This window comes from Lederbergia panacisoli, from assembly GCF_024626525.1.
GTDB lineage: Bacteria > Bacillota > Bacilli > Bacillales > Bacillaceae_C > Lederbergia > Lederbergia panacisoli.
The window spans coordinates 172,889-185,642 of sequence record NZ_JANJGU010000001.1; the positions used below are offsets into that span (position 1 = coordinate 172,889).

Consider the following 12,754-nt stretch of genomic DNA (forward strand, 5'->3'; position numbering starts at 1 on the left):
CACTTACAGAAAATACCGAATAAAGAGAATTGATTAATTTTGTTAAATTATTTCCTTTGTTTCCTTGACGGTATTGTGACTGTAGTGTATAGTTTACTTATCATTGAACAAATAAATATCAATTGTCAATTGTTTAGTGATAATATTTTTTTAGGAGCATTATGTGCTCAAATCTAGGAGGAAAAAGATACATGCAAAACGGTAAAGTTAAATGGTTCAACAATGAAAAAGGCTTTGGTTTCATTGAAGTAGAAGGCGGAGAAGATATTTTCGTACACTTCACAGCTATTCAAGGCGAAGGTTTCAAATCTTTGGAAGAAGGCCAAGAAGTTTCATTTGATGTTGTTGAAGGAAACCGCGGACCACAAGCAGCTAATGTAACTAAACTATAATATATAATGATTAAGGCTGGCCAACTTTGGCTAGCCTTTTATTTTTCATTGCCAAATAAAATATTCCCTTTTTCCTGTAGTTTTTGTCCAACGGTACATTGGTTGATACAAAATTTATGTGCATATGTTTTACTAAACTCTTTTTTGAAATGAAGATGTAAAAAGCACCCCTCACAATACGATGTGATTAGTTCATCAATTTCATTGAAAACTTTCGACCGTTTCATTTGATCAACCTTTCTTTTACCATCAATCTATTTTCATATGGCCTTCAATAAGATTATTTTCGAGTGCTTGTGTTGCAAGCTTATCAGCTTCTTTATTGTCACGTCTGGAAATGACTTCATAATTAGGCTTCAAGCCCAACTCCTTAATTTTTGCTTCTATACGATCTAGCCAAGTATTTAGTACTTTTTCATAACATGGCCATTCTCCTTCTAGTTGTTTGATGACACCTTGGGAGTCACCTTTAATGACGACAGGAAGGTTTTTCATTCCAAGGTCTTCTACATGTAGAAGTGCATTGTACAAAGCTGCATATTCTGCCTCATTATTATTATCCAATTGATCAAGCTTCCCATTTGTGCGAAATCTATATGTTTCATTACCTTTTTTATAATAAATGACCATTCCAATTCCAGCAGTTCCTGATTGGATGTCATATCCTCCATCAAAATAAAGTTCCGGATCAGTTGGTTCAAGCTCTAATGTTTGCTTTAGTTTTGCATATTCCTTTCTACTCCATTCTCTTTCCATTTCATCGATTATTTCAATATATGTAATTCGCCCCGTACGATCTAAATCATCGATTATATTGTCTACATATTTCTCATCCAACCATTCCGTTTCCATTAAGACCGGGACCGTTTTTGCACCTTTATATTTAAGTTTTAATTTATATCTCATGTTTACACACCTTTTATAGAAGTAATTTAAGTTCACAATTCATCCTACTATATGTAGAATAATTCCCATACATACTAATTCTTACACTTAATCTAAGGAGAAGAGCTGCATGATTGAAATATATATTGATGGGGCTAGTGCTGGTGATCCAGGACTTAGCGGAGCTGGCATCTATATAAGGAATAACGGAAAAACGGACTCCTTTTCCATCCCACTTGGTGTGATGAATAACCATGAAGCGGAATTCCACTCGTTAATTAAAAGCTTAGAAATATGCATAGAACGAGGCTATGCAATTGTCTCTGTCAGATCTGATTCAACAGCAGTAGTCGATGCTGTTGAGAAAGAATTTGCACGCAATGAAAAGTATCGTCTTCTTTTAAATGAAGCATTGTCATTAGCATCTCAACTTGACCTATTTTTTATTAAATGGATCCCTTCGAAAGAAAATAAACATGCCGATCAGTTGGCGAGACAGGGAATTCGATTAAACTAAAAAAGCACATAGTCAGTTATGTGCTTTTAATCCTATATTTTCCATCAACCTATACGCTTCTGTTTTTGTTTCTATATTATGTGCCTTTAATGTTTCTAATAAAGATAAATAAAAACTGCCATCGAATCGCTTCTGAGTTTTCAATGTCAACTCTATCGCTAAAGATACTAAATAGTCATCCGTTCCTGTTGATTGTTTTCCAAAGTAAATAAAAGAAATTGCATCATCTTTAAATTTGAAGCCTTTTGCTTCGAGATTCATGAGGTAGTTTTCCAAATCAATAAGCTCCGTGATCAATGACATTTTCTCCTTTATAGCTTACTTGCAAATAGATCGTCTTCTTCGAACCATTTTGTTTTCAATAAATGATTGCGTACTGTTTTTAACTCAAACTCTTCACAAATTTCCATTGACGATGATTGTGAAATATTCCATGCCGTATCGTTAAAATCAATAGATAATGGAACATTGCATTCGATTGCGGCAAGCTGCCGAGATAAATGCAACATTTCTAAATCACTGTTAATCTTTTTTTGCACCGAAGGAGACAGCGAATTGATATTTGCCAATAATCCTTCAATATCTTTATGGTCTTGAATCAGCTTATACGCTGTTTTTTCTCCAATTCCTTTTACTCCAGGGTATCCATCACTTGAATCCCCCATCAATGCCTTAACGTCAATTAATTGCTGTGGATGCAGCTCAAAATCACGAGTAAAACTGGATTTTGTATGATGCTGGTAATTCCCAATTCCTTTTTGCATAATCAAGACAGAAATACGATCATCTATGATTTGTAATAAGTCCCGATCACCCGTTAAAACGGTAATATTCGCTAGCTCTTTATATTGATTACTAATCGTACCGATACAATCATCCGCTTCGTATCCAGCTAGTCCAATACTCATGATTCCTAATGAGTCTGTAACATTTTTTGCAAGATCAAATTGCGGTATCATTTCAACAGGAGGTGCTTGCCTGTTCGCCTTATACCCGTCAAACATGTCATTTCGAAACGTTTGGCTTCCCATATCCCAGCATACTGCTATATGGGTTGGATCGAACTTTTCTACAGCGGTCAATAAATGTTTTAAATATCCTTGAACCGCATTTGTAGGAACGCCTTTACTACTAAACATAAAATTATTTCTCACGGATGTAGCATAAAACGAACGGAATAATAGCGCCATTCCATCTATTAATAAAAAATGTGGATTTGAAATTGTAAACACCTCTATTTCATAATTATACTACCATTATATCAAAGTTTGGGATGTACGCCTGTTTCCACTGGATTTTCATCATATGAAACCCAGTCTGAGTAACTTCCTGCATATAGTTTTACATTTTTAAATCCACATGCCTTTAATGCTAAAAAATTTGGAGTCGCCGTTACACCGGATCCACAATAGACGATGATTTCTTCTGTTTTATTTAGGTTGGAAAATCGTTCTTTTTGCGCCTCTACATCCTTCCAAAAACCATTTTCGAAGCCGTCTGTCCATACGCAATTGATTGCTCCGGGAATATGGCCAGCTCTCTTATCAAGAGGTTCTACAAGTCCTAAATAACGATCTTTTGCCCTTGAATCTATTAAAATTCCCTTTCGATTTTTAACCTGTTCATAGGAAGCATGCATGTCATCTTGAATAGCAGGAATAAATTCGGCATACTCGTAGAAAGGAGTTTTTTCTGTTACTTCATACCCCGCTACCTTCCATGCCTTGTATCCGCCATCTAAAATATAAACATCTTTATGCCCTAAATAAGAAAGCAACCACCAAAAACGACTGGCAAAGGCACCTTCTCCATCATCATAAGCAACAACCGTTGTCTTCTGTGTTATCCCGAATCTACTCAATTTTTCTATGAAAACATCTAAAGATGGTAAAGGATGGCGTCCCCCATGTTCTAAAACATTCGACGATAAATCCTTTTCCAAATCGAAAAACACGGCACTAGGAAGATGGTCTTCAATATAAGCATTTTTACCGTATCCAGGGTCTGCAAGAGCGAATCTACAATCGACGATCTTGACGTTTTCATCCTTTAAATGGTCATGCAACGAAGAAACAGATTTGATATATTTCAAAGCTCATACCTCCAAAATTGATCGAATTCTTTTCCATTCCGCTAATTTTTCATGATCCGAAAGAGCCTCGAGCCATCCTTCAAACTGATCACTTACATCTGAAGATACATGCGCAATCAGTTTATGGAACTCGTTGTCAATTAAGGAATTATAAAAATTCTCCAGTTCGCCAAGTTCATTCTGTATATATTTATCAGCTAGAGGAGAAAGCAGATTTTCTAATGCCTCTTCCAATTTCTTCTTTTCATTTTGTTCAAAAAATGCTTTCGGATTTCTAAAAAACTTAAAAGTTCCTTCCAATGGGTTTCGATCAATATCCTTAAATGCAGATTCAAAATCCGGTGTATCTACAGTGCCAACTTCCCAACTTGAAACAGTCAACTCTTGCTTAATCACTTGCATTTCTTTTTCCAAATTTCCTAACCGATTTAAAAATAGTTTCTGTACATATCGTTCGAGTCTTAAAGAGGTCGCCCTTAATTCTTGTTCAAAATCATAACCTGTTGACTCTAATAATTCATCCAAACATTTTGCTAGCAACTTGCGGCTGTTATTTTGGAGAACAGCTGGATTAAAGGATTCTTTGAAAAAGTCTGGAAAACGGTAAAACACTCTTTGTTTTACATAAAATAACAATTCCTTTGCTTCTTGCGACAATTGTTTCTTCAGCAAGCTTGGTTCAGCTTCCTGCAATAATTCTGTTATTTCAGCCCTTGCTATTTGCAATTCTTCAATTCTCTTATTCTTTACTGCCTCATCATCGCTTGCTGCGTGAATTAATTGATCCAGCATGAAGATGATGCGATTATAATCAGATTCAGCAGATTGAATTGCTAATTGCGATAAATCATTATTTAAAAAATGATTAAATTCATGAGTAAACGCATCAATATTAGATTCCTTTTTGTTACTTAATGCAAGTTTACTTGAAATGCCAAATACTTTTGGAAAACGAATTCCATTGGAAACTAGTTCTTGATGTACATAATCTAATACTTCTTTTATTTCTTCATCGGAACTTGCAAGGTCAATAGCATTTACGATAAAGAACATTTTATCCAATTCAAAAGCATCTTTAACCCTACCTAGCTGAATAAGGAATTCACGATCCGCTTTCGAAAAAGCATGATTGTAGTATGTGACAAAAAGAATCGCGTCTGCATTTTTGATATAATCAAATGCAACACCTGTATGTCTTGCATTGATGGAATCGGCTCCCGGTGTATCGACAAGTGTAATCCCTTGTTTTGTAAACTCACAATCGTAATAAAGATCAATTGACTCAACAAAGCAAGACTGTGTCTCCTCCCCAACAAAACGGTGGAATCCAACTAAATCAGTTGTTAAGACGGTCCCTAAATGATTGCCATGCTCTTTAAAACCTTGATGAAATGCATGTAAAAAAGATAGATGGATTTTTTCTTTCCCACTATAATTCGAATCTTTTAGGATGTTCGGAATTTTTGAGTATGCATCAGCAAGAGATGAGCAACCATATCCAAATAATGACAATGAATGGGTAATATCGGCAAGCATTTGCTCCTCATTTTTAAAATGAACAGCTGCCGTCTCATGTACATTATTTTTGGTCGGTGGGCAAATCCGATTAATAGCAGCTGTAGTTGGGTTAGGTGATACCGGTAAAACACTCTCTCCTAACAGTGCATTTGCAAATGAAGATTTTCCGGCACTGAAAGCACCGAACAGCGCGATCGTATATTCGCGATTTTGAAGACGGGCGAGCTTCTCTTTTAACCCGGAAGTAATTCTTTTAAAACTTCCTTCATTCTTTAGACTTACTATCGCTTTTTCAATTTTAGCTATTACATTATGAACATCGGTATCATTATTATTTTCAACTGCTGTATCGGTTATTTTTTCCTTAACATCATTTATCTTGTTTTGAATAATTGATTCTCCTGAAAAAATTCGAATATCTTCCTGTTCGGACTTCCAATTTACAAGTAGTGTTTGTAGCAATGCATGTTCTTTTCCGGTTGGAGTTGAATATTGTTCGATTTTTTCTTCATATTCAAGGTCCAATTTACGTAATGAACGGATAGTCGATGCTGAAACACTTATTTGGTTTAATTGTGTTTCAATTTCAGATAAGTCATTATCTATTTTCTGTTTATAAAAAGATAATAAGGATGTTTGGAAGTCGCTTATTGCCTCTCTCGCTTTTTTCTTAATTAAGCTTGCGACATCTTCACAATATTGAAGAATATATTCACCAGTTAAACCTGCACCTTTTTTTACTGCGTCTATTAATAATGAATCTTCAAATTGAACAGCTAGATTTTGTGCTTCCAGTTGCAGTTCTTCTTGTAGAACGCCCGATTCAGATAGCTTTTTCGCAGCCCATTGACGTAAGTGCCAATCAATTTGAGCTTCTACTTGTTTGCGAACACTTTCAGAGAAACTTTCTAAAGACATTTTCCTTTCAAGTTCTGTCTTTTTCTTACTGAAAAAGAGTCCAGCCTTAAAATTCGGCTGTTGGGTTTTTAAAAATTCTCCAGCAAGCTCACGTGTTTCATATGGCATTAAATAAGCATTTTGTAGGAGACTATCGCGTTCAGAAATAAACTCTTTTTCCCATTTACCAATTGCTGCTAAAAGTTTTTCTTTATGTGTTAAAAGGGCTTTTTCCTTATTAAAAATTTGAGCTAGTTCTTCTTCACTATACTCCATTAATAATTGCTCCAACGGTTCTGCAGCCGCTTTTCTTTCGTCTTCTAGCCAGCTTGAATGCTCAGATATCAATTGATTAGCGGCTTTCTCAATTGTTATTTTTAAGCGTTCTTCATGATGATCGAAACAATCATCGATTAACAATTTTACCGTTTCAAATTCATTTTCAGGATAATCTTCTTTTTTTAATGATGTAAAAAAAACACCTGAAGGCTCTACATTCCATGCTGCAAACGAATCGATGACCGTTTGTTTATATTGTTGGAATGAAAGTTCCTCTTCATTATGCTTATCAATTTGATTAATAATTAAATATAGCCTAACCCCGTGATCAAGTAAATTACGTGTGTAAGTGAAATTTAACTCTGATTGAACATGGTTATAATCCATCACGTAAAAAACGACATCCGCCAGATGCAAGGATGATTCTGTTGAAAGTCTGTGGGCATCGTCAGTAGAGTCGACACCTGGTGTGTCCATTATTGTCACACCATATGGAAGTTTCGAATCAAACCTGCCAATTTCTATTTCCGTCACATCACCATTTTTGCAAAATTCCTTTACAGTTGCAAAATCATACGGGGCATTAAATAATAACGGCTTATCTGAACGATAAAACACTTTTGCATAGTCTTCTTTTGCCCGATGAATTTTAACTAGATTAGCGCTCGTAGGAATTGGACTTGACGGGAGTATATTTTCTCCAACTAACGAATTAATCATTGTTGATTTACCAGCCGAAAAATGGCCGCTAAACGCAACAATGAATTCACGATCCACGATTTTTTTAATAAGTTTTTGGGCTTTTTCAGTACTTTTCTGATCTCCATGCTCCTGAAATCGCTCCATTAAAACAAGTACTCTATTTAACTGTGTTTCATCCACAGTTGATTCCAAAACTTTAGACATGAATAACAACAAACCCCTCATTATAATCATTACATTCTATTTTACATGACAATCGCTGTTTTTCATATAGTATTCATAAACAGGAAAAAAGTCCAGTTCCTATATATGATTGGAACTAGACGAGTATTAATCAAATTTCTCATTGTAATCCGTATTGTCACGCAATGCTTTTTCCTCAATTGGTATTCTTACTCTTAGAATAATTTGATTCATTATAAAAAACAAAAGCGCTGTTATGTAAAGGTTAAAAATCATTGGAATGACAAATAATTCGATTGTCACAATGATATAATTTGGATGCTTTACATATTTAAACGGACCCTTTTTCACTACATTTGTTCTAGGCAACACTATAATTTTTGTATTCCAAAATTTCCCGAGCGTAGCAATAACCCACATACGGGCAATTTGGACAATAAGAAAAATGATTAGAAAAACTAGCCAAAAGGTATTTAGTAAGGGTTTACGGGTTACGTACTCTAAAATTAAACATAAGAAAAATCCAGTATGCATAAGGACCATCAAACTGTAGTGATTTTGACCGTACTCTTTCGCCCCATTCTGCAGCATCCATTGTTCATTTCTTTTCGCAATTTTTACTTCTACCAGCCTTTGCATAATCACTATTAATAGTAATATAAGGAAAAACATTATTCCCACCTGACTAACAGCAATTCTGAACTAAAACCTGGCCCTAATGCTGCAATGATTCCATAATCGCCATGATGGATCTCTTTCTGTAAAAATCGCTCCAGAACAAATAAAACCGTAACAGAAGACATATTTCCATATTTCCGTAAAACTTCAAGTGAAGTTGCCGTTCTCTCTGGTGGAAATCCCAATGCTTCTTCATATGCCTTCAATACTTTTTTACCACCGGGATGAGCAATAAAGTGATTAATATGTGAAATTTTGAGTTGATTATGTAAAAGCAACTGTTCTACTTCAGGTTTAAGCCATTCTTTAACAATGGATGGAATGTCTTTTGAAAAGACAACATATAGGCCATTATCTTTTATATTCCACCCCATGACATCTAATGAATCCTTCATTAAAGTTGATTGTGTATCAATAATAGAAGGAATTTTTCGTTCAATGATTTCAGAAAAATCTACTGCGTCTCCACCAATCAGTGCGGCAGCCGCACCATCTGCAAAGAGAGATGTCCCTATAATGTTACTTTTACTTAAATCATCTTTTTGAAAAGTAAGGCTGCATAACTCTACCGCAACGACTAGTACCTTTGCATTAGGAAAAGCACGACAATATTCATATGCTCGTGACAGCCCTGCTGCCCCGCCAGCACAGCCAAGTCCCCAAATCGGAATTCTTTTCGTATTTTGGGAAAATGGCAGCTTGTTCATAATTCTTGCATCTAAGCTTGGTGTTGCCATCCCAGTCGTATTGATCATTATGATTGCATCAATTTCTTCATATGAAATTTTTTTTCGTAATCTGGTTGATTCCAGGCAATTTATAATTGCTTCTAAACTCAAATTTACGGCAACATCAATAAATTCATCATTTTTATGAGAGAAGGAATGTTTTTGTCGGTACCATTCTAAAGGTTTTACAAAATGGCGTTTTTCAATTTCTCCATTATGAAAGACTTTCAAAAGTCGTCCTAAATCTTTTATAGAATTGGAGAAAAGCTGGCTAGCGAATTCCATTGTCTCATCTTGAGAAATAGCATGTTCTGGGACTCCTGTTCCAACAGAAATAATTCGCGGCACTTGCGACTCTCCCTTCTTCTCTAAAATAATTAATTCGAATTACTTTTTCAGTTCCTCTAATTGATTAAAAAATCCTGGGTAAGAAATTGTAATAGCTTCACTATTTTGGATCTGCGTATCGTCTGATGCTAAACAACTTGCGATTGCAAGCATCATGCCGATTCGATGGTCTCCATAGCTGCTCACTGTTGCGCCATGCAGGTTGGACTTCCCATAGATTTTCATTCCATCTTCGGTTGCTTCAATATTAGCTCCAAGCTTTTTTAATTCATCTACGACTGTATCTATTCGATTCGTTTCTTTTACTTTTAATTCCTCGGCATCCTTAATAACAGTAACTCCTTCAGCTTGAGTAGCTGCTAGAGCAAGGATTGGAATCTCATCAATGAGTCTGGGGATAATATCACCGCTAATTTCGACGCCTTTTAAGTTAGAGTAACGAACGGTAATATCCGCATACGGCTCAATCACATTATCATTTACGTTATGAATAGTGATATCTGCCCCCATATTGGTTAGTATATCCAAAATTCCAGTTCTAGTAGGATTCATACCAACATTTTTGATTGTAATCTCACTGTTTGGAATAATGGCCGCTGCTACAAGGAAAAAAGCTGCGGAAGAAATATCGCCAGGGACATTAATAGAAGTCCCTTTAAGAGTCTGTTTTCCTTGAATTGTTTTTTTCAAACCATCTGTTTGTACAGAACCTCCGAATTCTTGCACCATTCGTTCTGTATGATCGCGAGAATCTTCAGGCTCTATGACAGAGGTACTTCCATCAGCAAATAAACCTGCAAGTAGAATAGCTGATTTTACTTGGGCACTTGCTACAGGTGACGTATAGTCAATCCCTTTTAGCCCTCCGCCGCGGACAGATAAAGGTGTAAATTTACCTTCTTCACGTCCATCAATTTTCGCACCCATTTCCCTGAGTGGAACAGTTACACGTCCCATTGGTCTTTTAGCTATTGAATCATCACCTATTACAGTAGTATGGAACGGAAGGCTCGATAAAATTCCAAGCATAAGACGAATGGTCGTTCCCGAATTGCCTACATTCAAAACTTGGTTAGGTTCTTGTAATCCTTCCAAACCTTTTCCATTTATCTCGACATGTTGTCCATCCAGATGAATCTCAACTCCAAGTTTTCTAAAACAATCAATCGTACTTAAACAATCATCGCCTGTTAAAAGTCCATCAATCACAGTTTTCCCGTGAGCGATCGAGCCAAGCATAACGGCACGATGTGAAATCGACTTATCTCCCGGGACTTTCATTTCTCCCTTTAATCGCACGCTCAATTTATTCACTCCTCACATACTAATATACGTGTCATACCCTCTGTTCTCTAAGCTCTCTTTCGCTCTTTCAAGGTCTTTTTCCGTTTGAAAGCTAATTCTTAATACTCCGTAAACATCCTCCCGGGCCTCAATGATTCTAATATTCGTAATACTAATATTTTCGGTGGCTAGTAAAGTCGTAATATCAGAAATTACCCCAGGTTTATCCAATACATCTACATATAAATCATAGAAAGCCGTTATTGCACCCTTCGCCCGAACTGGAAGAGAATCTCGGTATTTCTTAGCACCATTAAAATAGTGAAAGAGCCCCTCATTGTCACCTTCTGCAACCAATTGTCTAACTTCATTCATTTCTGACATCCACTGATCGATAAGTCCGATTAAAACTGGTTGATTATGCTTGACGATATCTCTCCACATTTCAGGACTCGAAGAAGCAATCCGTGTTATATCACGAAATCCTCCAGCGGCAAGATATTTTACATGGTCATTTTTTGAAGCATGGCTTTCTACTTGCCGTACTAAGCTTGCTGCAACGATATGGGGGAAATGGCTGACGACGCCTGTTACTAAATCATGTTCTTTCGGGTCCATAATAATAAAATTAGCGTTCGTCCCCTTTAACCATGCTTTCAGTAAGTCTATTTTTCCATTTGTTGCATTTTTCGATGGGGTTAATACATAAAATGCATTTTCAAATAAATGCGCCCTAGCACTTCCTGGTCCTACTTTATGAGATCCTGCCATCGGGTGTCCACCAATAAACGGAATGCCATTATTAAAATAATTCTCGGCTTTTTCCATAATTCTACTTTTAGTACTGCCAACGTCCGTTACAATGACATCCTCTTTTAATGGGAGACTAGCAAGCTGCTCAAGAAACCACTCGGCTTTTTCCACAGGGCAAGCCAAAATGATGAGATCAGCTTTTACTGCTTCTTCTTCGATATGCTCAGTATAGTCATCAATAATATTCAATTTCTTAGCTAACTGGCAATTATCCATTTTAACATCGTAGCCAACGATATGAACATGATGTTCCTTTTTAATAGCGAGGGCGACTGATCCTCCAATCAGTCCGACCCCAATTAATAAAACACGTTTCAAATCATCCATTTTCTACACAGCCTTTTCTTACGAAAGTTTCACAGTAACGATTTCCGCAAGCAGTTTCATTAATTCTTCGTTTTCATCCTCTGTTCCGATCGTAATGCGGATGCCATTTGGAAAAGCACGAACGATCCAACCTTTTTCCAATAAATATTGAAATATTTCCTCACTGGTTGCTCCCGGAATGTTGATAAAAACAAAATTCCCTTGTGAGCGGTAGTACGTAATTTGATGCTCATCAAAAAACTTGTAATACTTTTCTAATTCCTTCGCATTTAATGCGACCGTTTTTTCAACAAACTCTTTATCTTCGAGTGCCGAGATTGCAGCAGTTTGAGCTAGAGTCGAGGTGTTGAATGGGAGTCTTGCTACTTCCAATTGTTTTATGAGAGATGGTGACCCAATTCCATATCCGATCCGGAATCCTGCAAGTCCGAATGCTTTTGAAAAAGTTCTCATGATTAAGAGATTTTCATATTGTTGTAATAGAGGAATTGTATTAGGATAGTCGCTATTTGTTGCATATTCGAAATACGCTTCATCCAAAACGACAAGTACATTGTTAGGTATTTTGCTTAAAAAACCATCCAACTCCAATTGTTTGACATACGTTCCTGTAGGATTATTTGGGTTGCATATCCACACAATTTTCGTTTGATCGTCTATTTGCTTCGCCATTTCATCTAAGTCGTGTTTACCATCTTTTAAAGGAACTTCACGTAATTCAGCATTTTCAATAATGGCGTGGTGGCGATATTGTGGGAATGTTTCTTTTGCCATTACCGTATTCGAATCAGCCGACAACATGGCTCGAATTAACATTTGAATTAATTCATCAAGGCCACTGGAAAAGATAAGCTGATTTCCTTCCACTCCAAGGTAGGAAGCAACCTTCCCCCTCAATTCTGCCGCAGCTCCATCTGGGTAAATTGCAAAACTTGGAATTTGTGTCGTAATGGCATTTAGTACATTAGGCGAGCATCCGTATGGATTTTCATTAGACGCAAGTTTTACAATTTTGTCCAAATCATAATCCCGTTTTACTTCTTCAGTCGATTTACCAGGGATATATGGTTTTAATGTTAATAACTGTTCTTTTACATTCATAATCTACCCA

At 36.3% G+C, this 12,754-nt stretch carries 13 protein-coding genes; 2 read left to right on the top strand and 11 right to left on the bottom strand.

What is annotated here, in order from left to right; all coding sequences use genetic code 11:
• Positions 1–191: 191 nt before the first annotated feature.
• Complete coding sequence (cspD, locus tag NQ185_RS00785; protein WP_257579615.1) at positions 192–392, top strand: cold-shock protein CspD; 201 nt, start codon at positions 192–194, stop codon at positions 390–392.
• A gap of 38 nt (positions 393–430) precedes the next feature.
• Here the strand turns inward: cspD and NQ185_RS00790 are convergent, their stop codons facing one another.
• Both NQ185_RS00790 and NQ185_RS00795 read right to left on the bottom strand, forming a co-directional pair.
• A complete protein-coding gene (locus NQ185_RS00790; protein WP_257579616.1) occupies positions 431–619 on the bottom strand; it encodes a zinc-finger domain-containing protein in 189 nt (62 codons plus the stop codon).
• A 22-nt stretch (positions 620–641) separates the two neighbouring features.
• Entirely contained in the window at positions 642–1,298 is a 657-nt protein-coding gene (locus NQ185_RS00795) for a reverse transcriptase-like protein (RefSeq protein WP_257579617.1), read from the bottom strand.
• A gap of 109 nt (positions 1,299–1,407) precedes the next feature.
• Between NQ185_RS00795 and NQ185_RS00800 the strand changes: the two genes are divergently transcribed.
• Positions 1,408–1,794: a reverse transcriptase-like protein gene (locus NQ185_RS00800; RefSeq protein WP_257579618.1), complete on the top strand. Its 387-nt coding sequence runs from the start codon at positions 1,408–1,410 to the stop codon at positions 1,792–1,794.
• Between the two features lie 12 nt (positions 1,795–1,806).
• Here NQ185_RS00800 and NQ185_RS00805 read toward each other — a convergent pair whose 3' ends face one another.
• From NQ185_RS00805 to hisC, 9 genes are all read right to left on the bottom strand, one after another.
• Positions 1,807–2,091, bottom strand: coding sequence for a DUF6123 family protein (locus tag NQ185_RS00805; protein WP_257579619.1), 285 nt, complete (start codon positions 2,089–2,091; stop codon positions 1,807–1,809).
• 14 nt (positions 2,092–2,105) lie between these two features.
• Positions 2,106–3,017 carry a 5'-3' exonuclease gene (locus NQ185_RS00810; protein WP_257580031.1) on the bottom strand — a complete coding sequence of 304 codons (912 nt, stop codon included), beginning with the start codon at positions 3,015–3,017 and terminating at the stop codon, positions 2,106–2,108.
• A gap of 38 nt (positions 3,018–3,055) precedes the next feature.
• The gene (locus NQ185_RS00815; RefSeq protein WP_257579620.1) at positions 3,056–3,886 is read right to left on the bottom strand and encodes a sulfurtransferase; all 831 of its coding nucleotides are present in this window, start codon (positions 3,884–3,886) and stop codon (positions 3,056–3,058) included.
• A 3-nt stretch (positions 3,887–3,889) separates the two neighbouring features.
• Entirely contained in the window at positions 3,890–7,486 is a 3,597-nt protein-coding gene (locus NQ185_RS00820; RefSeq protein ID WP_257579621.1) for a dynamin family protein, read from the bottom strand.
• Between the two features lie 126 nt (positions 7,487–7,612).
• Positions 7,613–8,137 carry an isoprenylcysteine carboxyl methyltransferase family protein gene (locus NQ185_RS00825; protein ID WP_257579622.1) on the bottom strand — a complete coding sequence of 175 codons (525 nt, stop codon included), beginning with the start codon at positions 8,135–8,137 and terminating at the stop codon, positions 7,613–7,615.
• On the bottom strand, positions 8,137–9,219 hold the full coding sequence (locus NQ185_RS00830; protein ID WP_257579623.1) for a type III polyketide synthase: 1,083 nt from the start codon (positions 9,217–9,219) through the stop codon (positions 8,137–8,139). Before NQ185_RS00830 ends, NQ185_RS00825 begins: the two co-directional genes overlap by 1 nt.
• A 39-nt stretch (positions 9,220–9,258) precedes the next feature.
• Complete coding sequence (gene aroA / locus NQ185_RS00835) at positions 9,259–10,524, bottom strand: 3-phosphoshikimate 1-carboxyvinyltransferase (RefSeq protein WP_306999726.1); 1,266 nt, start codon at positions 10,522–10,524, stop codon at positions 9,259–9,261.
• Between the two features lie 12 nt (positions 10,525–10,536).
• Positions 10,537–11,643: a prephenate dehydrogenase gene (locus NQ185_RS00840; RefSeq protein ID WP_257579625.1), complete on the bottom strand. Its 1,107-nt coding sequence runs from the start codon at positions 11,641–11,643 to the stop codon at positions 10,537–10,539.
• Positions 11,644–11,661: 18 nt separating this feature from the next.
• Positions 11,662–12,744: a histidinol-phosphate transaminase gene (gene hisC / locus NQ185_RS00845; RefSeq protein ID WP_257579626.1), complete on the bottom strand. Its 1,083-nt coding sequence runs from the start codon at positions 12,742–12,744 to the stop codon at positions 11,662–11,664.
• Positions 12,745–12,754 lie beyond the last annotated feature (10 nt).

Coding starts and splice junctions, on each gene's coding strand:
- hisC (WP_257579626.1), bottom strand. CDS start 12,744: ATGAATGTAAAAGAACAGTTATTAACATTAAAACCATATATCCCTGGT.
- NQ185_RS00800 (WP_257579618.1), top strand. CDS start 1,408: ATGATTGAAATATATATTGATGGGGCTAGTGCTGGTGATCCAGGACTT.
- NQ185_RS00790 (WP_257579616.1), bottom strand. CDS start 619: ATGAAACGGTCGAAAGTTTTCAATGAAATTGATGAACTAATCACATCG.
- NQ185_RS00820 (WP_257579621.1), bottom strand. CDS start 7,486: ATGTCTAAAGTTTTGGAATCAACTGTGGATGAAACACAGTTAAATAGA.
- cspD (WP_257579615.1), top strand. CDS start 192: ATGCAAAACGGTAAAGTTAAATGGTTCAACAATGAAAAAGGCTTTGGT.
- NQ185_RS00825 (WP_257579622.1), bottom strand. CDS start 8,137: ATGTTTTTCCTTATATTACTATTAATAGTGATTATGCAAAGGCTGGTA.
- NQ185_RS00795 (WP_257579617.1), bottom strand. CDS start 1,298: ATGAGATATAAATTAAAACTTAAATATAAAGGTGCAAAAACGGTCCCG.
- NQ185_RS00840 (WP_257579625.1), bottom strand. CDS start 11,643: ATGGATGATTTGAAACGTGTTTTATTAATTGGGGTCGGACTGATTGGA.